The sequence below is a fragment of the Methanobacterium sp. genome, from assembly GCA_016222945.1.
Lineage (GTDB): Archaea > Methanobacteriota > Methanobacteria > Methanobacteriales > Methanobacteriaceae > Methanobacterium_D.
In genome coordinates, this window is the sequence record JACRPY010000002.1 from 453317 (window position 1) to 479666 (window position 26350).

Sequence of the window (26350 nt, forward strand, 5' to 3'; positions counted from 1 at the left end):
ACCCTCTTAATGTTATTATCATTATATCAGAATGTTTGTAATTGGTTGTAGATAACTGGTTGCAATTTGTGGGAACAAACCCAGTATAATACAGAATATTAAAAATACAACCAGTGAAAATATGGTTGCTTTTGGTATTTTTGCATCACTAATTTCAAGTTCTTTTGGCTTAGGACGCATGTAAATAGCATAAAACGCTTTCATAAATGTCATGAAAGTCACGATACTTAAGAGTATCATTATTATACCAAGTTCAGGTATTCCTGCATTTAATGATGCTTGAATTAACATTAATTTACTTTGGAAAGCGTTAAGTGGAGGGACACCAGCCATAGCCAAACCAGCTAAAAGCACTAATAATGCTACTTTCGGTGTTTGAACCATCATTCCACCAAGTTTCCTAATATCACTTTCTTTTGTTTTGTAAAGGATGGTACCAAATCCAATAAATAGGAATGCAGTTATTACTGCTTCGTTAATTGCTTGGAAAAGACCGGCAGTTAATCCCAAGCTGGTCCCAAGTCCTAGGCCTATTCCAATGTAACCAAGCTCTCCGACTGCAAGATATCCAATAATTCTTTTAAAGTCGGTTTGCATTAATGCCATGGTTATGCTCAGTATCATGGCAAGTAGGGATATGGCAATTATAAATACCTTTGAAAATGGCATGTATGAAAATATTCTAATTATTATAATTCCTAATGCTACAAATGTAAACACAGAAAATGCTTGAAGTAATGCAGCTCCGTGTGGTAAAGCTTTGCTGTACACTGCAGACTTAATTGTATGGAATGGAGGTAATCCTGAACCGTATAACCATCCAAATGTTATTAAACCGCAGGCCATAAGTAAAACAGGATTTTGTGGATCAACAAGACCTGTTTTTAATGAATAAATTATATCTGTTATATTTACATTACCTGTAATTCCCAGTATAAGTGCTATTCCTACTAACATGAGTGGAGATGCAATACTTCCAACAATCATGTATTTTAAGGCTGTTTCAAAGTTACCTTTGACTTTGGATGCCACTATTATTCCTACTTGAGCTATGGCTAAAATTTCAAAGAAAACATAAAGGTTGAATATATCGTCTGAAAGTATAATAGCAAATACTGAAGCAACCCCCATAAGCATAAGGAAGATGTATACTCCTGAAGGTCTTTTTGTTTCATTTAATGCTGTTAAAATTACTAAAAATGATATTAAGCCCAGTACAAATATGAAAATCTGCTGTGCACTTCCAAAGAAATATGTAATGGCAGGGTGGAATACATTTAAAGCTGAACTGGTTATAGCTGCAGGTAAACCCTGTGCTATTGTTGGATTTTCAACTAATGGTGCATATCCTCCAAAGTAATGAAGTCCATAGCTTGTAATCAAGGGTATAATGGGTAAAGCTAAAGCTATAAGTATTCCCAGTACTTTTACCGTACGATCCTTTTTGTGAAGCATGTTTAAAAGTAATGCACATGCTATGGGAATTATAACCATTAATGGAATCAGCGGATTCATAATTTATCACCTGTTGCTGGAGTTTTATCCTGATTTTCTTTATCTCCAAGAATCTTTGATGCTTTAATGGAACCGTGTTTTTTGTACAGTACTATCACTAAAGCCAGCATTACAGCAAGTGTACTTGCTCCAATTACAATACTGGTAAGTACTAATGCAAATGGTAATGGATATGATGCGTTTTGAGCAAACCAATCTATTTTCATGTTTGGGAGGAATATATAAACGATTCCGTTGACTTTGTATCCCATGGTGATTATAAAGAGATTTGCTCCGTCTCCAATAAATGCTAGTCCTATTATTTTTTTGATTAGGTTATCTAAAAATAGGGCTGCATAAATACCTATAATTATTAATGCTCCTGCTGTGAAGAATGATGCTAATTGTGAGTCTATTATCATGATAATTCCCCGTTTAATAGATAAATATTATCTATTTTTATTCTTCCTCCATTCTACGTGTCTTTTTAACTGCTAATGCAATAAATACTGGTATTATGGCTGTACCTACAATGGCCTGAGTAAGTGCCACATCAGGAGCTAGTAAAAATTGATATAGGAAAGCTATTGCCACTCCTGAAACTCCTGTTAATATGGCTGCTTTAAGGAGGTCTCTTTGCATAAGAGCTATGACTGCTCCCAAAACTGTTACAATCATTAATATGTATTCAATCATCTTTCTTCCTCTCCATAATAATATGCATTGGCTATAGCGTGTGAAGCAAATGGTGTCAAGAATAAGTATGTAATGGCTAGAAGAGGCTCATTAAGAGCGAGTAATGCTATAATACAACCCATATCAGCAACACCAAGCATGTGTATTCTTGCATAAAGTATTCTTTCCATATCATCTTTATATCTTAGAAGTCCAACTGCTGTAAGAATTAAAAAAACTGCTGCTATTATCAATACTGCTGATTTTATCAAAGTAAGTATGTCATCCAAGTTACCATCCCCGTATAACTTTTGAAAAAGCTATAGTGCCAATTGGACCTAAAATAACCAGTGCATAGGCTATATCTTTACAGAAAGCTATGCCGTAAATGTTTTGAATTAAAATTAATAATGTTGCTACAGCTGCACTTAGACCCAGTACTCCTACAATTCCCATAGATATGGTTTTCCTGGTTGCAATCCTTATGGTGGCTATTGCGTAAAATGCCAGCGCTGCTATTAGAATATATTCAGATAAGAGTAGTATATCCATTTTAACACCTTTATACTGTGATTTATTGTTATTTACTCTAGCCATCCTTTAATATATGGTTCAAAAGGTATCACGTCTTCAGTTGCTCTTGGAACAATAGTTGCTACTTTTATTATGCAGTTTTCTTCATCTACATCAATTGAAAGTGTTCCGGGGGTTAAAGTAATGCTGTTTGCAAGTATTACTTGAGAAATTGGTCTTTTAAGTTCTGTTTCAATTTCTACTATAACTGGTTCAACTTTCCCGTTAATGGTTCTGAAAGCTACATCAAATGTGGCTTTTATTATTTCTATAATGAGAATGATGAAATAAGCAATTGCATAAAACATTCGGAATATGATGTTCAAGTGATTACCTCTTTTATTGTTGATATTGCTAGTGTTTTAGTATCATTATGATAATTGGTATATTTAACATGGTTTCAAGTGGAAAAATCCAAATTAATGGCCTTTGATTTAATACCATTTAATCATGTAATTATAATGATAAAACATGATATATAAAGCTACCTCTTTTTTCTAAAGAGGATTTTTATCTAAAAATTTATTACTTAAATTAATAGAACTAATAAGGCAAATAATTAGAAAAATTAGAATATAGAACCTTTAAAAACAAAAATAAACACTGAAAAACACCATAATAAGAATAAAAAAATTCCTGCACCTTTTTTAAACTTTTTAGGGGACAATGGGTTTAATAATTTTATGCCACTTGGAGTAAAAAGATCCAAAATTATATGGCTTAAACAACCAAGAAATAAGGCTAAAAAGGTGTAAAATAAACTTAAATTTAAATTGGGAGTTAAAATAATTCCTAGGGGCACAACAATAATAAAAGGAAGAATCATTTTTTTATTTAAAGTGATAATTCCTAAAATAAGGGATATTGCAATTAATTGAATCTTATTATCAATATTAATTCCATAAAATAGATTGTAAAAACCCAAAATAAAAAAGGTAAGTAAAATTGATAAAAGAATTATTCCAAATATTGAATGTGTAAAACCTCTATGTTTGGATATATAAAATATTAAAGCCATTACCATCAAAGAAATCCCAATTAAAAAGGGCAAATTCAAGATAAATAAGATTAATGATATTGATACTCCCAAAACAGCCATTAAAATCAGATTTTTCTTTTTTACATGATGGTCCATGTCTATTATGGCAGCCCCAATTAAAGCCAGTGAAAGATAAAAAAAGTCTTGGATAAAAGGTATTGCTATAATTATGGAGAATAGGGCATGTTTTTTATAGGATGGCATGTTTATCACTAATTATATAATAAAATAGGGTTATGTATAATAGAATTTATTTATATCGCCTTGAAATATTCTAAATATGCTTTCATCTGCAAATAGGATTTTTCAGGGCTTTTACCATCAACTGTACCATTTTTTGACACTACTTCGCAAGTTATAGCAGGAATCCCTGCTAAATTACATTCATCTTCAATAGCTCCTTTGTATAATGTCCCTGCTTCTTTATGACAAATCATTTTAGACGGTGTATGGTTAGTTACATGTTCTGCCATTAAATAACTTTGATAACATGGTTTTTTAGAACAAAAAACGCTTTGAATGCCTGGATTACTTCCAGGCTTTGTAGAGTGAAAATCAGCTAAAGCATCAATTTCAAGTTTTTTAACGGTATTTACTATTTTATTGGATATAAAACCGCTCTTTGAGGCAGTTCTATTCATATCGAATCCTTTAAATCTTCTTGAGTTCTTCATGGTGGCATTTGGTACTGCAAATGGTATTATATATAATGTTCCGTTTATTTTGCTATTTAAATCTTCAATAAGCCACATTGCAGCTATTTGGGGTGGAAGTTCATCTCCATGTATCCCTGCAGTAATCATGAGTTTAGGGTCACCGTGACCTAATTTTAAAATAGGAGTTCCATATTCTGCTTTTTTAATTAAATCAGTTATAATTCCTTTATTAGACACATGTTCCATTAATTCTGTGTTTTTTTCAATTTTTCCCCTGGTTTCACGAGATATGATATTAATGTTTTCTTTGGGTTCCACAGTTTCCACCAAGTTTAAATTGATAATCCTCTATATCTATTTTATATTTTTATAAGACTCATATAAATAATCAAGGTGAAATAATGAAGAAAGTGGTTCTCGCATTTAGCGGAGGCTTAGATACATCAGTGTGCATTAAATTACTTGAAGAAAATTACGACATGGAAGTTATAACTGCATGTGTGGATGTAGGACAGCCTGAAGAAGAAATAGAAAGACCAGCAGCAGCTGCAGATAAAATAGGCTCTTTAAAACATTATACCATAGATGCAAAGGAAGAGTTTGCAGAAGAATTTATATTCCGTGCAATCAAAGCTAATGCTCTTTATGAAGGTTACCCTTTAAGCACAGCACTTGCAAGGCCTTTAATATCCATGAAAATAGTGGAACTTGCCAAAAAAGAAGGAGCAGATGCAATAGCTCATGGATGCACAGGTAAAGGTAATGATCAGTTTAGATTCGAAACTATAATAAGGGCAATGTCTGATCTTGACGTTGTAGCACCTATAAGGGACTTAAACTTAACAAGAAGTGAAGAAATTAAATATGCTGAAGATCATTGTATTCCTCTTCCTTCTGACAAACAGTACAGTATAGATGAGAATCTTTGGGGAAGATCCATTGAAGGAGACATCTTAGAAGACCCTATGGTGGAAACACCGGAAGAAGCTTTCGAATGGACAAAATCAACAGAAAATGCGCCTGATGAAGCTCAAGTTATTGAAATTAGTTTTGAAGAAGGAGTTCCTGTAGCTTTAAATAACCAGAAAATGGATGCATTGGATTTAATTGGGAAATGCAATGAAATTGCAGGTTTAAACGGAATCGGCAGAATTGATATTATTGAAGACAGGATAATTGGTCTTAAATCAAGGGAAAATTACGAAGTTCCTGGCGCAATTTTACTAATTACGGCTCATAAAGCACTTGAACAGATGGTACTTACAAGAAGTGAACTTAAATTCGCTGCACACGTTAGTGAAGTTTATTCTGAGCTTATATATGATGGACTGTGGCACGAGCCTTTGAGGGAAGATCTTGATGCTTTGGTTGATAACATGCAAAGAAGAGTAACTGGAACTGTAAAAGTAAAGCTTCACAAGGGAAATCTTAGAATTCTTGGAAGAGAATCTCCTTATAGTTTATACAGTGAAGAAACAGTTTCTTTTGAAGATAAAGGTATGGATCAGCGTGAAATGACTGGAATGGTTAAAAATTACGGTATTCAGGCTGCACTTTACCATAATATCTCTAAAAAGGATTAAAATATCCTTTTATTTTATTTTTATAGTCAATTCCTGCATTAATTTATTTCTTTAGTTATAATTCTTTATTTAATATAGACTAAATGTAGGAAATATTTTTTAAACTTTTTAAAGCTTAAATCAGCTGAAACTATTATCTCATAATTATTTTCCGAGAAATAAATATTCAGCATTAAATTAGATATGGCTTATATATTTCCATAAAAATAATACTTATATATAAATAGTCACAAAAACCTTTTATATTATAAATAATTAGGTTTTTCAAATGGTTTCTAATAAAGAAATTAAGATGGCTCTTGAATCTAAACGTAGTGGAGTAGATCAAGAGTTTTTGCAAATGATGGAAGCGCCCTTTGAATGGACAGGAAATAGTTATTTATTTGATTTTGATCCGATGACTGTTGAAAAACTATCTCTATATGTTGATTATTTGTTTAAACAACAAGGATATCGTTTAGAGGAAGGATACACAGTTAATAATCTTTATTATAAGTACGATGAACAAGAAGGTTTACCCAATGTATGGGGATATTTGCTGTTTTTTTTATCACCGCTGTATAAATTTGAAGTAGAAATAAATTCTAGCGGAGGAAAAACTTATTTAGAGATTTTCAAAATATTTAACGGACGACTTATGTCTTTTCAAAAATTAATTTATGGAAAGAACTATCCTAACTCCGAATTAAACATAATGGCTGACAAGATAAAATTATTAAGATTATCATCAAATAGTTATCTTGTTTGTAATGCATGTGGAGAATATTATCAATTACAGGAAGGTGAATCTCCAGATGAACTTACTGATAGGTGCGAATGCGGCGGAAATTTAAAATATATTCCTAAGCAGTTAGATATAGACGAACCACCTAAAAAAAGAATGTTGAATGAACACAGTAGGAGATACTGGGCCGTCTTAGTGTTAGTTATTTTTTTCGTTTGGTTACTGCTTTTAAATGAAATTTTTAAACCTAATGCTCCTCCAATTTTAGCTTTTTTTAGCATTATTTTATTTGCGATACTTATTGCATCATATATAATCTATGTTGGTGAGTTTATATATTGATTTTAAGCTTAATCAGATATAAAAGTTAATTTAAGAATTTTATTAAAATAATAATGGTGAATAGATGATTAATTTAAAAACTATATTGGCAGGAATTGTTGTAATAATAATTTTTTATGTACTTGGTTTAGGATTTATTGGATCTTTAATAGGATTTTTCATTGCTGGAGCCATTATAGGTTATTTAAATAATGAAAACTTTAAAAATGGTGCTATTAACGGTTTGATATTCGGTTTTATTGGATTTACATTAGTTTTAGTTATTTATTTAATCAGGCTTGCAATAGCAGGTTCTTTTAGTCATCTTTCATTTGATAGTATTGTAATACTCTTGATTGATTGTATAATGGTTATTTTTATGAGTATCATTGGTGCACTTCTTGGTACTTGGATAGGAAATCTAATTAAATCAAGAAAAAAGTAAAAAAGTAATTAAATTTATTTTCTTTTATGCTGTTGGCTCTGTTTTTTTTAGCATTGTTTTTGTTCTATGCATCTGTATAGCCAGTGGAACATACATCACTCCAAAACCAATGATAATGGCCAATATAATGTATGCTGTGCTTAGTATTCCTGATACTATAAAGTTATAGAATATAAAAACCGCAACTGGAGCATATAATGCGCTTGCAGTCACAACACCTGGAGAATATTCGCCATAGCGCACAGTATAGTATGCGTGGATTAAGAAATTTGAAAATATCCATGCGGCAGTTGATAATCCAAGAACAAGGGTCCACTCATTGGTATAAAAGATTGCAAGAGATACTGATACAAGAACATATGCCATGAAAATAATGTTTCCCAGAGCGAACTCGCCGAAGCTCATGGAAGTTATCATACGAACCTTAACAGCCCATGCAGGGAATCGCGGTGATTCCTCAAGAATATGTATTAAATATACGATAGGTACGCTCATGAGAATACTTAAATCCATTTTTTGCCTCCTTAATTCAAATAATTATTTATAATCTGATTGTGACGTATATAATGTTTTCTAAGGAAAATAATCAAAAATAAGAAGAATTTAGGATGAAGGAAGTTTTAGATTAAGTTTTTTCTAGTTATTTATTTTAAAATTAAATGAATGAAAAGAGGAAGTTTTCTTTTTTGAGGTAATTTAAGGCCCGTATCTTTTTAGATTATCTTTTTAATGGTTATTATGTAAATTAGGCTTTGGATAATAATTATTCATATATAATAAAAAAATTATTCTTCAATTAATTCATTACTATTTTCCAGTTCAAATCCTGAAACTATTTTCACACCATTATATTCTTCAATATCTTCTTTAATTCTTGTTACAAGTAATCCTTTGATTTTATAATCATTTTTGAATCCAAAATAAGTCTCATAATTATCTTTTACAAATTGAACTCTATCAATGTGCTTGTTATTAATTTCCATTTTTATATCCCTTATTCTATATTTTTTTCTATTTTTCCACATTATTTGTGGATCTATTTTCCATAATCCATGATCTTTACACTCAATAACCCATATAACTTCTTTATTATATGCAATTAAATCAATTTGTTTTTCTCCATTCTTTGTTTTTACTTTTCGTCCTTTTAGAGAAATCTGAGGATTTTTTGGATCTTTAAGTGATAAACCTAATTCTATAAGCTTTTTTTCAATTTCATCTTCAAAATCGTGTCCAGTTAATAAACTATTTACTTTTTCAGGATTGAATTTGTATTCTAGAAAACCCCAAACTAATAGGATAGTACTAGGACTTAAAATAAGCTTATTATTATGTTCAATGAGTATGGGAAATTCTTTAATATCTGTTTTTGATGATACAAACATTTTAAATAATTTATAGGAATTATAATCATAATTTCTTGCTACTTTAAAAAATAGTTCTTTGGATATATTTGCAAAAGATTTGCCACTTCTTGAAATTATTTCTTGTGAAAGAATAAATAAATCCTTAATAAATAGTAGAACCTCAGGATTGTTATCAATTTCATCAAAAGAAAAGATTTTTGGATCTAATGAAACATAATATAATGCGAAATACATTCCTCGCAATGTTTTATAAACTCTTTTCTCTAAATTTTCTTCTCCTTTAGGCTCATTATTTTTATCACTTGATATTTTTTTATTAATTTCATTTAATCTACTTTTTGAAGAGATATAATACTCTTTTAAACTATTTTTATAATTTAACCATGATATTTTAGGAATAAAGGTATAATACTTTTTATTTTCATTAAGGAAAATGCATTTAAATCCATATTTATCTATCAAATATTTAGAACATTCAAAAAGATTACCGTAATCTTCTTGAATAAAAATAATATATTGTCTTAAACTGGAGAGATCATTAAGATTGATGCCCATTAATTCAACAAAAGGCTTAAAATATTTGCCATCAGGACCATGATGGCCTTTAAGAACATTCTTAATGAATAATGTTCCTTCAATTATTTGATCTATCCTAATTTCAGTTAAATTTTCAGTAGTTTGTATAGGTATATGTTCTCTAAATCCAAACCCAAGTTTCATTAAATAATCATAAGAAAATTCATTACACATTAAATCCATTTTATTTTCAATGAATTGTGTTAGTTTTTTACATATTTCTAAAGATTCTGATTTAGAAAGTGGATTAAAACCGTTACAATTTGGACATATAACGTTATCATGCTGATCTAAATATAGTTCAGAACTGCAAATTTTGCATTTTTCCATAATAAGATTTAATTAAATATCATTAATAAACCTATTTTAGCCATTCACAGAATACATATCCGAATAAACAACCTTAACTTTAACAGTTTTCCCATAAATCTTTCCTTTAATCATATTTTGAAGATTTATTTGGGCTGTGGCTACTCATTATTATTGGTTCATCAAATCCAAGACTTCTTTATATTTTTCAATTTCATCATATTCATGATCAAGTTCCAATGTATTATTAAAACATTCTAAAGCTTCAACATGCTGCCCAAGTCTTTCTGAACTTTCTTTTTCTCAAACCATTTTTTCTTTATAAATTCACAAAAAACATTAAACAGTTTAAACAATACTGATTTGTGATAAAATGGCGTTAAGTATAATAAGTATAGCTGTAATGGTAATCCTTGCAATAATTGGGGTTGTAATTCTACTAAAAATAGGTAAACTCCTTTTAAAATTACTGGTTCATGCTATTTTTGGCTGGATTTTACTTGTAATTGTAAATTTCATTCCAACTGTGCATATTCCCATAAATATATTAACAGTATTAGTTTCAGGGATTGGGGGAGTGTTTGGAGTTATACTTCTATTTATAGCCCAGGCATTTGGAATTAATTTGGCTATCTAAAGGCATCATCAATGTATTTTATCATGTCACTTGCTTTAAAATGATATTTATACTTTTCTGTGGCCATATCACCGGCTCTTCCATTAATATAAGCTCCAAGACAAGCTGCTTCAAATCCATCATGCCCTATAGCCATTAAGGCTCCGGTTAATCCTGCAAGACAATCACCTGTTCCTCCAACTGTCATTCCAGGATTCCCAGTTTTGTTAAACCGTGTTTTTTGGCCATTAGAGATAATATCAATAACACCTTTAAGTAAAACGGTGCTTTTATGTTCACTGGCGACATCTGTAACTATCTCTACTTTATCTTCAAACTCTGGAGGCATCTCTATACCAAATAATTCTTTAAATTCTGCTGAATGAGGTGTAACCACTATATCACTTTTTATTTCTTTAATTATATCAGTATATACTAATTTTAAACCATCTGCATCTATTATCATTGGGTTTTTGATTTCGCTGATGATTTCATTTATAGCTAAGGCTGTTTCGTTATCTATTCCCATTCCACAGCCAATTACAACTGAATCAGCTTTTTTTGAAAGTTCAACTATTTTATCTACATCATCTTCAGTAATTAAGTCATTTGAAAGCGAATTTACAATTAAATCTGGAGAATATGATCTTATTGTTTGTGAAACACTCTGTGGACAGGCCACATATACTAAATCAACGCCTGCTTTAAATGCAGAAAGCGCCGCAAGTGCAGGGGCACCTGAATAATCTTGACTTCCGCCAACAACAAGAACTATACCATTATGACCTTTATGGGAATCCATATTCCTATTTTTAAGCCTTAATAAGTCTCCTTTACCTAAAAATGTTTCAGCTTCGGCAGGAATACCTATATCATACAGAATAATGTTTCCTACATATTTGGTCTTTGCATTTTTAAGTCCATTTTTTAATTTATGGAATGTTAACGTGAAATCAGCTTCTACAGCTTTATCTGGAACCTCTCCAGTTAAAGGATCAAGTCCACTGGGCACATCAACAGCAATTTTAATGCTTTTAGATTCATTTATCAAATCTATGGCCTCAGAAATTGGTTCCTTAATCTTGCCTTTTATTCCCGTTCCGAGCATTGCATCAATAATAACAGGAGAATCAACTTCTTTAAGTGCAGATGAATCGGTAATGATTTTTATTTCAAGTAAATTAATCCCTAGACTTATATTTCCGATTGCAGTCCAGTTTTGAAGAGTTTCAGGAGATTTTATTCTTGAAGGATCACCTAAAAACAATAATTCAACACTGTATCCATTATTTAAAAGATGTCTTGCTATAACAAACCCATCTCCACCATTTCCACCATTTCCTGCAAATATGGTGACTTTGCACGGGTCTAATGTGTTAATTATATGGTCAGCTACGGATTTACCTGCATTTTCCATAAGTGCTGACTTAGAAATCCCTAAATCTTCTGCATTACCATCAAAGGCCATCATGTCTTTTGGAGTCATAATACCACTATTTATATAATTTATAAAACTAATTATTTAATAATAACCTTAATTTACTTTAAAAAATTTTATTTATTATCAAGGTGATTTGGTGGCCCAAAGAATTAAGCTTCCAGTAATCGAATCCAACAAAATGCCGTCTATGTCTTATTCCATATTAATATATGCTTTTATAGCTTTAATATCTCTTATAACATATGGAATAATTGGGTCTTTATATATAATGCACCTTGATTTAGTTAATTCTGTTTATTATACTGTTATTACTATAGCTACTGTTGGATATGGTGATATCAGTCCAGTTACAACTACTCAAAAACTTTTTACGGTTACACTTGTTTTGGGAGGAGTAGGGTTAGTTGCTTATGTATTTACTTTAACAATATCGGTGGTTACTATGGCTGTAGAAGAAATAACCTCTGGTTCCAGATATAAAAAGAAAATGGCCGCAACCAAAAATCATTTCGTACTATGTGGATATGGTAGAGTGGGGAAGGCAGTGTTTCGAGAGCTTAAAAAAAGGAACCAAGTTGGAATAATTGTTGAAAAAAACAGAAAATTGGTGGAGAAAGAATTATGGGACGATCCTGATGTTCTTGCAATTCCTGGGGATGCAACAGATGAGCGCACATTGAAAGATGCAGGAATAGAAAGGGCAAGAGGAGTTATAATAACTACAGGAGACGATGTGGATAACCTATTTATAACTTTAACTGCACGAGAACTGCATCCTAATATATGGATAGTTGCAAGGGCCAGTAAACGTGAAGATATCAAACGACTCTATAGATCAGGGGCAGATAGGGTAATATCACCTGAAACAAGTGGTGGAGAGGACATATATTTTGCTGCTATTGAGCCCACCATAATGAAAATAACAATGATGCACGATGTCTCCAATATCAAAAAAGAGGCAGAAATCATCTTAAAATACGGATGCACCCTTGAAAATATAGAATACCATCTACCTGAATTTAGAGAACCACTGGGAAGAAAAATTGGAATAACTAAAATAGATGAATTAAACAGGTTTATGGGCAGTTTAGAGCGTGATTCATCAAGAAAAAAGGCATTAGAAAGAATATACGAATCAGTAAGCGGGATTCACTCCCATTGGATTTCTGGACCAGATAAGGCGAGTTTAAATAAAGTTGCAGAAGAACTTAAAAAAGAAGGATTTCTTTTGGGTATTGATCTTAACGAAGATGAAATTAAAGAGGCTGCAAGGAAATATGGGCGGATTGTTGAAGTAGTTATAAAACCTGAAATAAAAATTACTGAAAATCATGCAGTAGGAGATATAAAAGAAGAATCCGAGATTATTCTAAAACATGGATGTATTTTAGAAGATATTGAGTACTATTTACCCCGTTTCCATGAACCATTACGTAGGAAAGTTGGCTTATCAAAAGTTGAAGATATGAATAAATTTTTAGAAAGCTTGAAACACGATTCTGCTAAAATGGAATCTTTAGAACGATTATATGCTCTTTCAGGAGGAGGAATTCATTCTCACAGGATTACAGGTCCTGATACGAAAAGCTTAGCCAATGTTGAAAAAGAATTAAAAGATAAAGGATATCTTTTAGGTGTTAACTTGTCTAAAGAAGAAATAAAAACTAAAATCAAAGAATATGGGCGGGTAATTGAACTCCTTTTAAAACATGACGTTAGCAATCTAAATGATAAAAGAGTGATAATCAGATATGGTGGCCGGGTTTTGGATTCAAAACATTATCTGCCAGGTGTTAGACAGATTGTGACTCGAAGATTATATATTAATTCAGAAGAAGATGTTGTAAACTGTGAAAATGAACTAAAGAAACCTGACGCTAAAAGATCAGTTGAAGCACTTTATAAAATATCAAGACAGATACATTCCCATACAGTAGCTGCACCTGATGTTAAAGCGATTAAAAAAATTGAAAATGCTCTGGATAAAGAAGGTATACTTTTAGGGGTTAATCTACCTGAAAAAGAAATATGGAAAATTGTTGAAGGTGAAAATCCTTAAATTAAGAGTAAAATAAATCTTTTTTAGTGTTCAAGCTGTGAATATATATTTAAGGAAGATTAAACTCTTTTAAGAGTATTTAAGTGTTATTTGGTGTCTTTATAAAACATAGCATTACATTTACATAGATCATGTAATGGTGGTAGCATTTCCAGCTGTTCCATGGTAAACATCATGTTATCATATGTTTTATGGCAAATTTCACAAGCATCAAATGCTTTAGATATTTTGAAGTATTTGTAACCTTTTTCTTTATGTATATACCAGTTTCCAAGGTTCTTTATCCTGCTTATTTCATTTTTACTTATATGCATTGCATCATCATAAGTTAGGGAAGTTTCAGATGTAATTTTGTTAGTAGCATCTATTACTCCTTTTCCTTCATTAACAACGTTTGCAAGTATCTCTGTGACCTTTAAGGTAGTATCATCATCAATAGAGTCAATATAATCAAATTTGTAAAGTTCTAAGACTGAAGCTACTTCTTTATATGTTGATCTTTGTATTTTAACAGGGGTGTCTTTTTTAGTTTTAGGTTTATTTTCATTTAAAAGCCTATTCAACCCATCAGTATAATCTACACTTATACTTAATTTCTGTTCCCGCGTGTTGGGATTTTTTGAAGGTTTAGGCTCATTTTTAAATGTTTCAATAATTGTTTTTACTCTTTCTTTATTATAGGGTATATCCAATGATTCAACGTGGGTTAGATTACCTCCGCACTCACATTCTTCAAAATCTTCAGGTGATTCCCCTCTTAAAAGCTCGTAATATCCTTTACACTTTTCACATACAAGATATGACATAAAATCCTTCCATGTTTCCTTTAAGCCCTATCAAATTTAATTGATATAATACATTGCATATTAGAAAATATTTGCAGTTTCTTTAATACTGTTATTGGCATAACGTTATTAAATATTTTACTTTAAAGATGTATTAAACTTCAATAAGTAAATGTATCATAATTTAACAATTTAATTAAAAAAAATAAAAAAAAATATTAAAAGCATTACAAATCTTTGTTTTGCAAGCTTATGAAAATCACAGATTTTCATGCAAAAAACATGTTTCTCTGCCCCGAAAACAAGCGTTTAAGGGATCCTAAAAACCTTCGGGTTTTTCAAGCTCTTAGAAAAGGTCCTGTAGATTTATTTTGTATGCCCCAAGGTTTCCACCAAAGTTTACAGCACGTATCTTTAAAACACCAGGAACTTTGGTAGCAGCTTCAATTCCGATTTTCATTGCTTCTTTAACGGCTTCTTCAGTTGCACCATCGATAACAATCTCATATACACCGTTTACATCAGCTGGAATCTCGCTATCTTCAACTACGTCCTTAAGAGTAACACACATTTTCTCGTTGGTGGAAGCACCTAAGAATTTGTACTTGTTTGATCCAACTTTGGAACCTGAAGCTACTACTCCACCAGGGAAAGGTGTTATTACGTTTGGAACTGATTTTATAGCGTCAATTGCAGCTTCTGCAGCTATTAAAGCTGATGATTGGCTTTCGCTCATGACAAGGAAGTTTCCGCCAGCTACTCCAGATTTGATTCCTAATTCTCCTTCAACTAAAAAGTCTCCAGACATAATAGGAATAGAATAAACAGTTCTTCCATCTATGTTTAATTCTTTTTCAAAACCATCTCCAAAGAATTTTAGCTTAAATCCAATTTTTAATTTTTCTTCAGCATCATCAAGGGCATCGAAAGCTGCGGTTGTGGCAGCAGTGAGTACACACATTCCAACACGCTCTAATAATTCATGATCAAGTTTTTTCTTGGACATGTTACAGATCATTATGATGTATCCAGGTCTCCCATCAGGAGTTTCTTCTGGAGGAACGTAACAATCTATTCCAGCTTCTGCAGGGCAGCCGATAACTGATGTTCCATAGCCTGTTGCTTCAGTTGCTGCTATTTTTGCCAGTTTTTTGGTTGCTGCAGTTACCAGTATTCTTGAAACTTGTATACCGAATGCTTCTGCAAATGTATCTTCTATTTCTACACCGTTTATTTCCATGATTATCACCGAATTAACCGTAGTTTAAGAGATATTATATATTTTTCTATTTGAATTTTTAATTAATTTATTGAAAATAAAGGAAATAACGAATTATTTTGGTCTAAAATTAGTATATAATCAATATATAAGGCTCAATGGTTATTTATTAAGGATTTAACGACATATCATTTGATAATACAGTTTAATTTTTATTTAACATGATTATTGCACATAATTTTCAAATAAATAATTAGTGGAATGTTAAAATAAGAAAATAGGGGGTTTTATTTTATATAAAGGTTTTTCACATCTTTTTTGTAATTTTATCCATTACACTTGTTCCAAAGTAAGGTAATAAAGCTGTACCTATTATTGAAGTCATCCAAAAGGAAATTAACCTTTCCACGATCGTTGCCGCAGCACTTATAGATGGGGGAATACCTGCAGCAGAAAAAAGGATGATCATAACACCATCTATAGATCCTAATCCTCCAGGAATAAGTGGAATCATTCCAATCATTGTAGAAATTATAAAAATTTCAGCTATTACTATTAGTGAAACATCCACTCCAAAGGCTGAAAACACAACATAAACTCGCAATATCTCTAAAATCCAGATTAAAAAGGATAAAGGAAGGCCATACATCAAGACTTTTTTATCGTTGACCATTGTACGCATACTTTTTTGGAATCCATGAATGGCATCAATTGCTTTTTTTTCTAATGATGCATGTTCTTTTTTGGAAAATCTTTTAATTATTTTTACAATCCATAAAGAGACTTTACGTCCAAATTCAAGATTAAAAGACATATAGATTGCAATAAAAAAGATTATCAGCAAAAATATCACTGCAAAAATGAGTATGTAAATAATTAAGTTAGGCAAATTAAAATATAAAACCGCTGAAATTATGGTTATAATGGCAAGAACCATAAAAGGAAATGTATCCAGCCCACGATCAGCAATTACAGTAGCAAATGACTTTTCAAATGATGTTCTCGAATATTTACTTAAAATATAACCTCTTATAGGTTCTCCTCCTCCTCTTGCACTAGGGGTAAGGTTATTTACAGCTAATCCCACCATGAGCATTGGAAAAAGATGCCTTTTTTTAATGGAAATATCCACAGATTTCACTGTTATTGCCCATCTTTCGGTCCAAAGACCATAAATTACAAATTGAATCAGTACTGCAAGTGCAAGATATAATGGATTAGCAAGTTTAATGGCATTTTCTATGTTTCCAGGCCCTATAAATAGAATCATGCCAATTAAAATTCCAATTCCTATGAATAATAGAATTAAAGCTTTATGTTTCATTATTATGCCTTTTTTAAGTTTATTTTTAGTACAAGGATTTGGAGTTATGTTTAATTTTAATAGTAAGTAAAAATTAGTTATAGAAAAACTGTTTTGTAACTTAAATCGTTAGGATCAAGCAGAACCACAGTTTTTTGTCCTGATAAATAGCCGCATGTTTCTCCGGGATTGATCAGAAGGGCTTCATCTTTTTTTATTTCTAATTTGTGTGTATGTCCCCGTATTACCACATCATATTTCCTACTTTTAACTAATGCATCGACAATGGCTTCTTTTGTACCATGATTAACTGCAAATTTCTTTTTTTGGACTTCAAATTCTATGAAACTATCAAGGTAAAATAGATCTTTGAAATTTTTTCTTAAACCTTCTTTTTCACCATCATTGTTCCCAAAAACAGCTTTAAATTCACAATTAAGCTCTTTAAACTCTTTAGCAGTAAATGGAGACACTAAATCTCCAGCGTGTATTACAAGGGATACATTGGATTTATTGAAGAAATCAACAGCCATTCTAATTGCATCCAGATTATCATGCGAATCTGCCATTATTCCAATCATGTCAATATAATATGTTTTGGGACTTAATAAAATTTTAATGGCTAAAAATTTCATGTTCAGTAGATAACATACCTTTATATAGTCTCAAATTAAACAATATGCTAAGCCAATTTTTGGCTAAATTAGGATGTGATGAATTGTTTAGAAATAATTACGGAAGAGATAACTTCTCAGATAGAGGACCATCAGCACCTATTAACGTAGGCGATGAATACGATGTTAAAATTGAAGATGTTGGAAGAGATGGCGACGGAATCGCAAGAGTTGAAGGGTTTGTAGTCTTTGTTTCAGGCGCAAAACTTGGCGATGAAGTTAAAATTAAAATTAATTCAACAAGAAGAAACTTCGGTTTTGCGGATATAGTTGAATAAACTTAAATTTTGAATTAAATTAAATAAGTTTCTTGAAAATAATTATTTTCACGAATCTTAACCTTTTTTCAACTGGTTAAATTTTTATATTTAATCTTAAAAAGTATATTTTAACTTACTTAACTTTATTTTTTTATATTTTTTTTATCCAAGTGACCTAATCAGCTTATTTTGCTTAAGGAATGAATATTTAACTTTTAATCTAATTTTATATATAAATTTTAGTGATTATCTATTTTTAGCTTTAAAAAGCGGTTAGTACATGTATAGATACTTATAGTAATTTTTACAACCGTTAAAATACAATTATAACTCTTTTTTTATTCTACTTTTAATTGAGGGTATTTAATTTACATTAAATTTAGTAATAATATTTTAATAGTTAGTTTTTACATATGATACTATGGAATAGAACTGAATTTGAAATAATGGAGTTAATCAAAATCTTCAATAAATCCATGGATGGATTTTTGGGATAGAAAAATGTATAACATTTTTCTAAATATTAGATTTTGATACACCAAAAATAGGAAATTTTTTGGAGGTTGAGGAACTTCGTTCCTGAACCACAAAATCAATGATTTTGGAGGTTAAAAAATGGATATAGTGACACTTTTCATATTAGGAATTATAATTTTAATTATTTTAGGTCTTTCAATAAGAATAGTGAACCAATACGAGAGAGGAGTTGTATTCCGCCTTGGAAAGGTTATCGGAATAAAAGAACCAGGGCTTCGCCTCATTATACCTTTAGTAGATAGAATGGTTAAGGTTTCATTTAGAATTGTTACCATGCCTATTCAATCACAGAAAATAATAACTCAGGACAATGTTTCAATTGATGTAGCTGCTGTTGCATATTTCAAAGTAGTTAAACCCTACGATGCTGTTGTAGCAATTGAAAATTATAATAGGGCTGTAAATCAAATTGCACAAACCACCATGAGAAACGTTATAGGGCAATTCCTTTTAGATGACGTTTTATCCTCAACTTCAAAGATTAATGAGAAAATCAAGGAAATAATCGATATACACAGCGAACCATGGGGAATACAGGTTACAGCGGTGGAAATTAAGGATATTAATTTGCCAGAATCAATGAGAAGGTCAATGGCTAAACAAGCAGAGGCAGAAAGGGAGAAAAGAGCTAAAATCATCGCTTCTGAAGGTGAATTTTTATCAGCAGCAAAACTGGGAGAAGCTGCAGATATAATAGAAGCACATCCAGTTGCTCTTCAATTAAGGAATTTGCAGGTGCTAAATGAGATAGCAAGTGAGAAAAACTCTACCATAATTTTCCCAGCCCAGTTTATGTCAACAATCAAAGATATTAAAGAGTTTATAAGTTCAGAAGAGATGGTAAAGTAATAATTTAACTTACTCTTCTTTTTTTATTTTATTTTACTTGGAAATGCCAAATAATTGTTGGAAACTCTGTCTTTTAGTTTAATTGAGCATAAATTAGGCTAATTTAACAAGAAATATTGAATAAGTAGGAATAGACATAAAATCAGTCGATTATTTTTAAGGATTAAATTTATATGTTTGATTGATTATCATTACGATATAATGATAGGTCAACTTAGAAAAAAAGATTTTTTTATAATATCAGAGCAACTTGGCTTAATAATGATAGGTATTGGTGTAGTTACTTTAATACCAATATTAGTTGCATTAATTTACAATGAAAATAATTATATATCTTTCTTAATTCCGTCAGGATTTTCCATTATATTAGGCTTTATTTTAAGAGAATATTTTGCAGATAATGGCGGAAGAATGGGACTTAAACACGGTATGATGATTGCTTCCATTGCATGGCTCTGGGCCGCTTTAATTGGAAGCCTTATTTTGATGCAAGCTACAAATATTAATTTTTTAAATGCTTATTTTGAAAGCATGTCTGCATGGACTGGAAGCGGACTTACCATATTTGCAAATGTGGAAATACTTCCTAAATCAGTTCTATTTTTAAGAAGTATTGAACAATGGATTGGAGGACTTGGTGTTGTTATTGTGGTAATTGGAATACTTATTAGGCCAGGAACTGCAGCAGCAAGATTATATAAGTCTGAAGCAAGGGAAGAAAAAATAAAACCCAGTATTCTTGGAACTGTAAAGACCATATGGTGGATTTACATTTTTTACACCGTTTTAGGGATTGTTTTATATGTTATTGCTGGAATGCCCCTTTTTGACGCTATAAACAATACTTTTACCAATTTATCAACTGGGGGAATGTCCATTAAAAATGGCAACATAGGAGCTTATGGAAGCAATATAATTTATATTATAACCATAATGCTAATGTTTATAGGAGGTACAAGCTTTGTTGTTCATTATAATGTATTAAAAGGTAAAGCTAAAAGTGCCATCAATGATATTCAGTTTCAGGCATCTTTAATTATAATTTTTATTTTTTCAGTGCTTTTAATGGTAAATGCGAAATTTGTTCCAATAGAAGCGGTTTTTAACGTTGTTTCTGCACTTTCATGTACAGGTTCAAGTATTCCTTCGGTAAGTACTATGATTGCCTGGCCTGACTACGCTAAAATAATTCTTGCAGCGTGTATGGTGATTGGAATGGCTGCAGGTTCTACTTCTGGTGCTTTAAAGCTTATTCGAATAGTTACACTCGTAAAAGGTGTTTACTGGGAGATTTTAAGGATAATAGCTCCTGCAGGTTCAGTTATACCTAAAAAAATATCTGGAAAACCAGTTTCTGATGTAGAGATTAGAGAAGCAGGTTCTTATGTATTTATTTATTTTGTTTTCATTTTCATAAGCTGGCTTGTCTTTGTTCAATATGGCTACGATGCTTTAAACTCTTTATATGAAATATGCTCAGCCCAAGGAAACGTAGGCCTTACAATGGGTATTACATCTTCTACAATGCCTCAAATTCCTCAAGCATTCCTTATATTTAATATGTGGATTGGAAGATTGGAAATTATTCCTATACTTGTTCTTTTGAGGGCATCAATAGGAGTATTTAAAAGATTTTAATTTATATTGATATCTTTTTATAGTATGACACGAAATATTTGAAAGTCAATGATTTAAATAATTAGACTAAATATTTAAAATAAATTTAATTTAATATATAATTCTGAAATCAAAGGTTTAATTTAAAATTTCTAAAGGTGTAAAGGATGTATGTAGTTATAATGGGTGCAGGGAGAGTTGGACTGAATCTTGCATCAAATTTAGTGAGTAGGGGACATGATGTCACCCTTATTGAAAATGATGATAGCTTATGTGGCAATGCAGCAGCTGAACTGGATGCATTGGTGATTTGTGGAAATGGTACAGACACTAAAACACTTGAAGAGGCTAATGTGGCTGATGCAAATGTTTTTGTGGCAGCTACAGGGAATGATGAAGCTAATCTGTTATCTTGTATACTGGTTAAGCAATTTGAAATTCCAAAGATTATTGCAAGGCTCAGTAACCCTGATCACGAAGAAGCATTTAAAAAAGTAGGCATAGACGATGTTATAAGTCCAGAACTAACAGCAGCAGGTTATCTTGAAAAAATAATAACCAGACCAAAGGTAGCAGACCTAATAGTTATTGGAAAAGGCGATGCTGAAATACTGGACATTACAGTGAAGAATAAAAAGATCATTGGTAAAACAGTAGGTGACATTAGCCCTACAGATAATTATATAATTGTTGCAGTGTATAAAAACGGTGAAATAACTATCCCTCGTGAAGAGATGGTTTTAAATGAGGATGATAAGGTATCAATTCTTGTTAAAACCGAATCTGTTAAAGATATAGTTAAAATGTGCACAAAATAAGATTATGGAGTTTTTTAGGATACCATGGATTTTTTCACTCATTTTCTGGTTCCATTTATTATTTTATTTGCCCTAAAAAGTAAAAATAAACTTGAAGGAGCTTTTGGTGGAATTGCACCTGACTTTGACACTATTTTTGTGGCATGGATCGGATTTTTAGTACCTTTTCTATTTGTTTTTTCACATAGAGGAATAACACATTCTTTCGTTTTTGCAGCCGTTGCCTCAACCCTCTTTTTATACATAATTTCCAGAAAGCAGATAAATTCATTTATAGGAAAAATAATTCGCCGTGATATATCGGTGGAATTCACCTTAAAAACAGTGGGAATAGCTTATTTTGGTGCACTTACTCATTTATTCCTTGATTTTTTAACATCAAGAGGAATACCTCTTTTTTATCCATTTACACTTGAAAGATTCAGTGCCGAAATCTATTACTATATAGATATTACAACAGCGGTTATTGCACTCATAGTTTTAGTTGTTCTTTATTTAACGTCGGATGAGAAGTATAAAACCCTCAAACACAAACGTGTTTGGGGCCCCGAAAATCTAAGATTTTCGAGGGAAGTTGCAATGGCGATATTCATGATTATTTTAATCTCTTTTGGAGGTATAAGGGCATATGAAAAGTCTAATGCCCTTGCTGAAAATCCTGTAAGCGAAAATTTCACATATTCTGCAGCATATCCTACAATGGACATGTTCACATGGACAATCGTTGAAAGCAATGCTAAAAACAGCACTTACTACTCATTCAGTTATAACACCATAAATAAAGAAAAATCAAATGAAAAAACAGTTCAAAGCCTCACAGTAAATGGAGGCAGTGTTCAGTCGGCTCAAAAAGCTATTAATAAAGCAGATAATCTTCCTGAAGTTCAAAATTTTAGATGGGATGCATATTATCAGTGTATAAATGCCAGCTATGATGGAAATGTCTGGAAATTAACATATTTCGATGTTATTGATACAGGATACCACAATAATAACATCAATGTTTTCATTCGATAAATAATAACAATTTAATTCTTTATTTTATAAAATAAATTCAAAACCGAATTATTATCCTTAAATGGTTAAAATTGTTTAATATTTCTATTAGATAAATTAATGTGTTCAGAACCATTATCTACAGCAGGACCGTGTCCTGGAAGTAAATATTCCACATCTAAGTTTGATAGCTTTTCTAAGGATGTTTTAAGCATTTTTATGTCTCCACCAATATCAAATCTTCCGAAACCACCTTCAGCAAAAACAGTGTCTCCAGATATCAATGTTTCACCATCATAAAGACATATTCCACCAGCTGTGTGTCCAGGAGTATGGATAACCTCAAAATCATTTATTTTATCACCTTCTTTCAGGTGAAAATCAACTTTCATGGGTTCAATAGGTTTTCCAAACATATAAGCAGCAGTTGTATTAATATCTCCATTTTCAAGAGCTGGAGCATCTGCTTGGTGAATTGCAATCTTTGCATTGAAAAAATGGTTCCCACCAGTATGGTCAAAATGACAATGAGTATTTACAATTCGTTTAATATCTTCAGAAATATTAAAACCAGCTTCTTTTATTGAATTAAGCACATATTCAATGTTTTGACCAGTTCCAGTGTCAACTATGACATCGTCAAAGACATAAATGTTAGAATCAAATCCAATACCTTCAATCATCGTTATATTATGGAATTTTTTCATTTTTCCACCAAAATTATAAAAAAAAGGTTGTGTAGTGGGGTCACCGGGATTTGAACCCAGATCCTAGGATTTCTCTTGTCTCAGTACTCCAATTGATCATCATTGGGTACTAAACCTCAGAGCGCGCATTTCTTCAAAGACAACTGGAGTCCCAGATGATAGCCTGATTACACTATGACCCCTAAATAATAACTTAAAATGATTTAAAGCCAAGGGAGAGATTTGAACTCCCGTGTAATGGATCTGCAGTCCACCGCTTCGCCTCTAAGCTACCTTGGCATACCATAGCTCATTAGTTAAGTTATATATTCTTGGTATTTAAACCTTACGGAGTGAATATTTTTTAATTAAATTTTGTTTTAAAATAAAGATTATGTCTTTTTACCTGGAGAATCAGTTACATTAGATATTTTAAATACATATCGTTAATGGAGGCGACACGTAACAATTCTCACATATTTAAAAAGAATTTCCCACCCACCCATAGACATAATCAATATATCAATCTTTTTTTATTTGATTTCAACAGTAAAACTTTCTGTTTTTTCCACTTTTGGAGCTTTAACTGTTAAAACACTGTCTTGGAAGGTGGCTTCAGATTCTTCAGATACTATTTTACTTGGAAACTGCACAGATATTTTAAAAACACCTGATTTTTCATCATGTGTAAATACACCGTTTTCCTGTTCAATTTCATGTGTTATATCAAAATTAGCTTTAATTTTAAGCTCTGATTCACTAATTTTCAGTTTGATATCCTCTTTTTGAACGCCAGGAAGATCCAAGTACACAATTACATCTTCATCTGTTTCTACTACATGTTTTTGGGGTGCAGTGGTATAATCAATAATTGATTTTTCAATATTATTTTTTACACAATCTGCTGTAGTTGCGATATCTTTTAGAATCTTTTCAATTAATCCTTCATCATCTAAAATAGTTTTTTTTCTTTTATGGCCTCTGCTATCAGTTATTACGGTCTCGATAACATCACCAAACATTTCTAAACCTGTTTCTATTGTGGATTTAAATGATTTTTTAGCTGCATGTTTTGAATACGACATTTTATTAGCTCCTAATCCTTTTCATTAAACTTTTAAGTTAGTTCATCTTTCGATGGATTATAAAACACGTTATTTCTTATTTAGGTCATAAAAATCTCATTCTAACATTGTTAGAATTAAAACGCCTAAAGAAGAGATATATGGGGTTTTTTTTTATTTGATTTCTAAAGTGAAACTTTCAGTTTTTTCCACTTTTGGAGCTTCAACTGTTAAAACACCGTTTTCAAATGTAGCTTTAGATTCTTCTGGCATTACTTTCTTAGGGAATCTTACAGATCTTCTAATAACGCCTGATTTTCTATCATGAAATGTTATATAGCTTCCTTGCTCGATCTCCTGTGTTATATCAAAATTAGCTTTAATTTTAAGGTTTGATTCAGTTAGTTTAAGTTCAATATCCTCTTTTTTGATGCCTGGCAGGTCTACACGTACAATTATGTCTTCATCAGTTTCAATGATATCTTTTCCCGGTACAAATGTGTAGTCGATAATTGATTTTTCAATGTCGTATTTGATGTCGTCAATTGTTTTTGCTGTTTCTTCCAGCATCTTCTCAACTAAACCTTTTCTATCTAAAATAGTCCTTTTTCTATTATTTCTTCTATTCATTTTTTCAGCCTCGTAACTTGAGTCGTCATAATGTTTTATTAACAAATATATAAACTTTTCTATAAATTTGCAAACAGTTTTAAGATTAATAAAGCTTAAATTTTACCAATTCCTGCTAAAAATTGAATTTAAATTAAAAAAGGAGAATGATATAAGAATAAGATGATTTAAACTGATTTAATGTATAATATCCTTAATTTTTGTTATATTGACAATTTAATTCACTTTTAATCTGCTCGTGTTTATCTAAAGTCGTTTTAAAAAGTTCATCAAAGGTTCCAGGTAATTTATTTTCTAAAACTTTAATGCCATCTTCTGTAATTCCGCCTTTTGTGGCTACTCTTGAAATAAGTTCTTCAAAACTCATATTTTTATCATGAAGCAGTTTTGCAGTACCATAAAGTGTTTTTATAACCATATCATTGGCATCTTCTTGATTGAAATTACTATTTTTAACACTGGCTTCAGCAAATTCCATGAAAATTTCAGCGATAAATGCAGGAGCACAGCTTGTTAAATCGGATCCAACCTCAAAATCGTCTTCTTCAATTATTTTTACTGTGCTAATTGAATTAAAGAGCTTATTTACAAATTCTGCTTCTATTTCATTCACTTTTTCATTGTGGCAGATTAAAGAAACTCCTTCACTAACTTCAGAAGTTAAATTAGGGATAACTTTTGAAATTTTCCCTTGAAAAACACTTTCTACGTTTTCTATGGTTAAAGCTGCAGCAATATAGATAATATGGGCTTTATCTGAAATCTTCGTATGTATATCTTCAATTACTTCTTTAACTGCGTTTGTGCCTACAAAAATGAATATCTTTTCACATTCATCAGCTAAAAATAGGTTATTCTCTGCTATTTCAATTTCAGGGTATTCTTTTTTAATATTATAAAGTTTACTCTTTGTTCTATTTGAAATAATAATTTCATCAGGCTTTAAAGCATTTGAAGATAAAAAACCAGTTATTATCATGCTTCCCATGCTACCATAACCTATAAATCCAATTTTTGCCATAAATTTGCTCCTT

29 protein-coding genes and 2 tRNA genes are annotated in these 26350 nt (G+C 31.2%); 10 read left to right on the forward strand and 21 right to left on the reverse strand.

The features are described 5' to 3' along the window. Positions 1 to 21: 21 nt before the first annotated feature. The 8 genes from ehbF to HZC47_02485 form a co-directional block, all read right to left on the reverse strand. Positions 22 to 1515 (reverse strand): energy conserving hydrogenase EhbF, encoded by a 1494-nt coding sequence (gene ehbF / locus HZC47_02450; GenBank protein MBI5679741.1) that lies wholly within the window; start codon positions 1513 to 1515, stop codon positions 22 to 24. Beyond that, positions 1512 to 1916, reverse strand: coding sequence for a cation:proton antiporter subunit C (locus HZC47_02455; GenBank protein ID MBI5679742.1), 405 nt, complete (start codon positions 1914 to 1916; stop codon positions 1512 to 1514). The genes ehbF and HZC47_02455 overlap by 4 nt, the downstream gene beginning before the upstream one ends. A 37-nt stretch (positions 1917 to 1953) precedes the next feature. After that, complete coding sequence (locus HZC47_02460) at positions 1954 to 2190, reverse strand: DUF4040 domain-containing protein (protein MBI5679743.1); 237 nt, start codon at positions 2188 to 2190, stop codon at positions 1954 to 1956. Next, positions 2187 to 2459 (reverse strand): monovalent cation/H(+) antiporter subunit G, encoded by a 273-nt coding sequence (locus HZC47_02465; GenBank protein MBI5679744.1) that lies wholly within the window; start codon positions 2457 to 2459, stop codon positions 2187 to 2189. The genes HZC47_02460 and HZC47_02465 overlap by 4 nt, the downstream gene beginning before the upstream one ends. A 1-nt stretch (position 2460) precedes the next feature. After that, the gene (locus tag HZC47_02470; GenBank protein ID MBI5679745.1) at positions 2461 to 2721 is read right to left on the reverse strand and encodes a hypothetical protein; all 261 of its coding nucleotides are present in this window, start codon (positions 2719 to 2721) and stop codon (positions 2461 to 2463) included. 32 nt (positions 2722 to 2753) lie between these two features. Further along, positions 2754 to 3050: a Na+/H+ antiporter subunit E gene (locus HZC47_02475; protein MBI5679746.1), complete on the reverse strand. Its 297-nt coding sequence runs from the start codon at positions 3048 to 3050 to the stop codon at positions 2754 to 2756. A gap of 260 nt (positions 3051 to 3310) precedes the next feature. Next, positions 3311 to 3985: a metal-dependent hydrolase gene (locus HZC47_02480; protein ID MBI5679747.1), complete on the reverse strand. Its 675-nt coding sequence runs from the start codon at positions 3983 to 3985 to the stop codon at positions 3311 to 3313. A 50-nt stretch (positions 3986 to 4035) separates the two neighbouring features. Further along, complete coding sequence (locus HZC47_02485) at positions 4036 to 4683, reverse strand: succinylglutamate desuccinylase/aspartoacylase family protein (GenBank protein MBI5679748.1); 648 nt, start codon at positions 4681 to 4683, stop codon at positions 4036 to 4038. A gap of 155 nt (positions 4684 to 4838) precedes the next feature. On the opposite strand from HZC47_02485, the gene HZC47_02490 reads away from it, so the two are divergent. The 3 genes from HZC47_02490 (at position 4839) to HZC47_02500 (ending at position 7510) form a co-directional block, all read left to right on the forward strand. Beyond that, complete coding sequence (locus tag HZC47_02490) at positions 4839 to 6020, forward strand: argininosuccinate synthase (GenBank protein MBI5679749.1); 1182 nt, start codon at positions 4839 to 4841, stop codon at positions 6018 to 6020. Between the two features lie 268 nt (positions 6021 to 6288). Beyond that, positions 6289 to 7086, forward strand: coding sequence for a hypothetical protein (locus HZC47_02495; GenBank protein ID MBI5679750.1), 798 nt, complete (start codon positions 6289 to 6291; stop codon positions 7084 to 7086). 64 nt (positions 7087 to 7150) lie between these two features. Further along, entirely contained in the window at positions 7151 to 7510 is a 360-nt protein-coding gene (locus HZC47_02500) for a DUF5518 domain-containing protein (GenBank protein MBI5679751.1), read from the forward strand. Positions 7511 to 7534: 24 nt separating this feature from the next. Here the strand turns inward: HZC47_02500 and HZC47_02505 are convergent, their stop codons facing one another. After that, positions 7535 to 8023 (reverse strand): HXXEE domain-containing protein, encoded by a 489-nt coding sequence (locus HZC47_02505; GenBank protein ID MBI5679752.1) that lies wholly within the window; start codon positions 8021 to 8023, stop codon positions 7535 to 7537. Between the two features lie 272 nt (positions 8024 to 8295). Then, entirely contained in the window at positions 8296 to 9783 is a 1488-nt protein-coding gene (locus tag HZC47_02510) for an NERD domain-containing protein (GenBank protein ID MBI5679753.1), read from the reverse strand. Positions 9784 to 10135: 352 nt separating this feature from the next. On the opposite strand from HZC47_02510, the gene HZC47_02515 reads away from it, so the two are divergent. Next, positions 10136 to 10399, forward strand: a complete 264-nt coding sequence (locus HZC47_02515; GenBank protein MBI5679754.1) for a pro-sigmaK processing inhibitor BofA family protein — start codon at positions 10136 to 10138, stop codon at positions 10397 to 10399. Here the strand turns inward: HZC47_02515 and HZC47_02520 are convergent. Beyond that, positions 10392 to 11864, reverse strand: a complete 1473-nt coding sequence (locus HZC47_02520) for an NAD(P)H-hydrate dehydratase (protein MBI5679755.1) — start codon at positions 11862 to 11864, stop codon at positions 10392 to 10394. The genes HZC47_02515 and HZC47_02520 overlap by 8 nt on opposite strands. A 133-nt stretch (positions 11865 to 11997) precedes the next feature. Here HZC47_02520 and HZC47_02525 point away from each other — a divergent pair, with 133 nt between their 5' ends. Beyond that, the gene (locus HZC47_02525; GenBank protein ID MBI5679756.1) at positions 11998 to 13878 is read left to right on the forward strand and encodes an NAD-binding protein; all 1881 of its coding nucleotides are present in this window, start codon (positions 11998 to 12000) and stop codon (positions 13876 to 13878) included. Between the two features lie 86 nt (positions 13879 to 13964). Here the strand turns inward: HZC47_02525 and HZC47_02530 are convergent, their stop codons facing one another. The 4 genes from HZC47_02530 to HZC47_02545 all read right to left on the reverse strand — a co-directional run bounded on the left by HZC47_02530 (position 13965) and on the right by HZC47_02545 (position 17766). Then, positions 13965 to 14684: a hypothetical protein gene (locus tag HZC47_02530; protein MBI5679757.1), complete on the reverse strand. Its 720-nt coding sequence runs from the start codon at positions 14682 to 14684 to the stop codon at positions 13965 to 13967. 325 nt (positions 14685 to 15009) lie between these two features. Further along, positions 15010 to 15903, reverse strand: coding sequence for a formylmethanofuran--tetrahydromethanopterin N-formyltransferase (fhcD, locus tag HZC47_02535; GenBank protein MBI5679758.1), 894 nt, complete (start codon positions 15901 to 15903; stop codon positions 15010 to 15012). Between the two features lie 286 nt (positions 15904 to 16189). After that, on the reverse strand, positions 16190 to 17206 hold the full coding sequence (locus HZC47_02540; protein ID MBI5679759.1) for a UPF0104 family protein: 1017 nt from the start codon (positions 17204 to 17206) through the stop codon (positions 16190 to 16192). 77 nt (positions 17207 to 17283) lie between these two features. Continuing rightward, entirely contained in the window at positions 17284 to 17766 is a 483-nt protein-coding gene (locus HZC47_02545) for a metallophosphoesterase (GenBank protein ID MBI5679760.1), read from the reverse strand. Positions 17767 to 17864: 98 nt separating this feature from the next. Here HZC47_02545 and HZC47_02550 point away from each other — a divergent pair, with 98 nt between their 5' ends. From HZC47_02550 to HZC47_02570, 5 genes are all read left to right on the forward strand, one after another. Further along, positions 17865 to 18137: a TRAM domain-containing protein gene (locus HZC47_02550; protein MBI5679761.1), complete on the forward strand. Its 273-nt coding sequence runs from the start codon at positions 17865 to 17867 to the stop codon at positions 18135 to 18137. A 597-nt stretch (positions 18138 to 18734) separates the two neighbouring features. Further along, positions 18735 to 19505 carry a slipin family protein gene (locus HZC47_02555; protein MBI5679762.1) on the forward strand — a complete coding sequence of 257 codons (771 nt, stop codon included), beginning with the start codon at positions 18735 to 18737 and terminating at the stop codon, positions 19503 to 19505. Positions 19506 to 19706: 201 nt separating this feature from the next. Beyond that, a complete protein-coding gene (locus HZC47_02560; protein ID MBI5679763.1) occupies positions 19707 to 21143 on the forward strand; it encodes a TrkH family potassium uptake protein in 1437 nt (478 codons plus the stop codon). A gap of 146 nt (positions 21144 to 21289) precedes the next feature. Beyond that, positions 21290 to 21940 (forward strand): TrkA family potassium uptake protein, encoded by a 651-nt coding sequence (locus HZC47_02565; protein MBI5679764.1) that lies wholly within the window; start codon positions 21290 to 21292, stop codon positions 21938 to 21940. 24 nt (positions 21941 to 21964) lie between these two features. Further along, positions 21965 to 22957, forward strand: coding sequence for a metal-dependent hydrolase (locus HZC47_02570; protein ID MBI5679765.1), 993 nt, complete (start codon positions 21965 to 21967; stop codon positions 22955 to 22957). A gap of 65 nt (positions 22958 to 23022) precedes the next feature. Here HZC47_02570 and HZC47_02575 read toward each other — a convergent pair whose 3' ends face one another. From HZC47_02575 to HZC47_02600, 6 genes are all read right to left on the reverse strand, one after another. Beyond that, positions 23023 to 23643, reverse strand: coding sequence for an MBL fold metallo-hydrolase (locus tag HZC47_02575; GenBank protein MBI5679766.1), 621 nt, complete (start codon positions 23641 to 23643; stop codon positions 23023 to 23025). 35 nt (positions 23644 to 23678) lie between these two features. Next, a tRNA-Trp gene (locus HZC47_02580) sits at positions 23679 to 23825 on the reverse strand. Between the two features lie 25 nt (positions 23826 to 23850). Beyond that, a tRNA-Cys gene (locus HZC47_02585) sits at positions 23851 to 23922 on the reverse strand. A gap of 233 nt (positions 23923 to 24155) precedes the next feature. Further along, positions 24156 to 24644, reverse strand: coding sequence for an Hsp20/alpha crystallin family protein (locus HZC47_02590; GenBank protein ID MBI5679767.1), 489 nt, complete (start codon positions 24642 to 24644; stop codon positions 24156 to 24158). A gap of 216 nt (positions 24645 to 24860) precedes the next feature. Further along, positions 24861 to 25316 (reverse strand): Hsp20/alpha crystallin family protein, encoded by a 456-nt coding sequence (locus HZC47_02595; protein ID MBI5679768.1) that lies wholly within the window; start codon positions 25314 to 25316, stop codon positions 24861 to 24863. A gap of 193 nt (positions 25317 to 25509) precedes the next feature. Beyond that, entirely contained in the window at positions 25510 to 26337 is an 828-nt protein-coding gene (locus HZC47_02600; protein ID MBI5679769.1) for an NAD(P)-binding domain-containing protein, read from the reverse strand. Between the last annotated feature and the right edge of the window lie 13 nt (positions 26338 to 26350).

Bases quoted from the DNA above. Each gene is read 5' to 3' on its own strand.
- HZC47_02540 (MBI5679759.1), bottom strand. From the start codon at position 17,206: ATGAAACATAAAGCTTTAATTCTATTATTCATAGGAATTGGAATTTTA.
- HZC47_02460 (MBI5679743.1), bottom strand. From the start codon at position 2,190: ATGATTGAATACATATTAATGATTGTAACAGTTTTGGGAGCAGTCATA.
- HZC47_02495 (MBI5679750.1), top strand. From the start codon at position 6,289: ATGGTTTCTAATAAAGAAATTAAGATGGCTCTTGAATCTAAACGTAGT.
- HZC47_02455 (MBI5679742.1), bottom strand. From the start codon at position 1,916: ATGATAATAGACTCACAATTAGCATCATTCTTCACAGCAGGAGCATTA.
- HZC47_02510 (MBI5679753.1), bottom strand. From the start codon at position 9,783: ATGGAAAAATGCAAAATTTGCAGTTCTGAACTATATTTAGATCAGCAT.
- HZC47_02570 (MBI5679765.1), top strand. From the start codon at position 21,965: ATGGATTTTTTCACTCATTTTCTGGTTCCATTTATTATTTTATTTGCC.
- HZC47_02520 (MBI5679755.1), bottom strand. From the start codon at position 11,864: ATGACTCCAAAAGACATGATGGCCTTTGATGGTAATGCAGAAGATTTA.
- HZC47_02565 (MBI5679764.1), top strand. From the start codon at position 21,290: ATGTATGTAGTTATAATGGGTGCAGGGAGAGTTGGACTGAATCTTGCA.
- HZC47_02485 (MBI5679748.1), bottom strand. From the start codon at position 4,683: ATGGAACATGTGTCTAATAAAGGAATTATAACTGATTTAATTAAAAAA.
- HZC47_02590 (MBI5679767.1), bottom strand. From the start codon at position 24,644: ATGTTTGGTGATGTTATCGAGACCGTAATAACTGATAGCAGAGGCCAT.
- HZC47_02515 (MBI5679754.1), top strand. From the start codon at position 10,136: ATGGCGTTAAGTATAATAAGTATAGCTGTAATGGTAATCCTTGCAATA.
- HZC47_02500 (MBI5679751.1), top strand. From the start codon at position 7,151: ATGATTAATTTAAAAACTATATTGGCAGGAATTGTTGTAATAATAATT.
- HZC47_02525 (MBI5679756.1), top strand. From the start codon at position 11,998: ATGCCGTCTATGTCTTATTCCATATTAATATATGCTTTTATAGCTTTA.
- HZC47_02480 (MBI5679747.1), bottom strand. From the start codon at position 3,985: ATGCCATCCTATAAAAAACATGCCCTATTCTCCATAATTATAGCAATA.
- HZC47_02490 (MBI5679749.1), top strand. From the start codon at position 4,839: ATGAAGAAAGTGGTTCTCGCATTTAGCGGAGGCTTAGATACATCAGTG.
- HZC47_02555 (MBI5679762.1), top strand. From the start codon at position 18,735: ATGGATATAGTGACACTTTTCATATTAGGAATTATAATTTTAATTATT.
- HZC47_02530 (MBI5679757.1), bottom strand. From the start codon at position 14,684: ATGTCATATCTTGTATGTGAAAAGTGTAAAGGATATTACGAGCTTTTA.
- HZC47_02505 (MBI5679752.1), bottom strand. From the start codon at position 8,023: ATGGATTTAAGTATTCTCATGAGCGTACCTATCGTATATTTAATACAT.
- HZC47_02545 (MBI5679760.1), bottom strand. From the start codon at position 17,766: ATGATTGGAATAATGGCAGATTCGCATGATAATCTGGATGCAATTAGA.
- HZC47_02550 (MBI5679761.1), top strand. From the start codon at position 17,865: ATGCTAAGCCAATTTTTGGCTAAATTAGGATGTGATGAATTGTTTAGA.
- HZC47_02600 (MBI5679769.1), bottom strand. From the start codon at position 26,337: ATGGCAAAAATTGGATTTATAGGTTATGGTAGCATGGGAAGCATGATA.
- HZC47_02595 (MBI5679768.1), bottom strand. From the start codon at position 25,316: ATGAATAGAAGAAATAATAGAAAAAGGACTATTTTAGATAGAAAAGGT.
- ehbF (MBI5679741.1), bottom strand. From the start codon at position 1,515: ATGAATCCGCTGATTCCATTAATGGTTATAATTCCCATAGCATGTGCA.
- HZC47_02575 (MBI5679766.1), bottom strand. From the start codon at position 23,643: ATGAAAAAATTCCATAATATAACGATGATTGAAGGTATTGGATTTGAT.
- fhcD (MBI5679758.1), bottom strand. From the start codon at position 15,903: ATGGAAATAAACGGTGTAGAAATAGAAGATACATTTGCAGAAGCATTC.
- HZC47_02560 (MBI5679763.1), top strand. From the start codon at position 19,707: ATGATAGGTCAACTTAGAAAAAAAGATTTTTTTATAATATCAGAGCAA.
- HZC47_02470 (MBI5679745.1), bottom strand. From the start codon at position 2,721: ATGGATATACTACTCTTATCTGAATATATTCTAATAGCAGCGCTGGCA.
- HZC47_02475 (MBI5679746.1), bottom strand. From the start codon at position 3,050: ATGTTTTATGCAATTGCTTATTTCATCATTCTCATTATAGAAATAATA.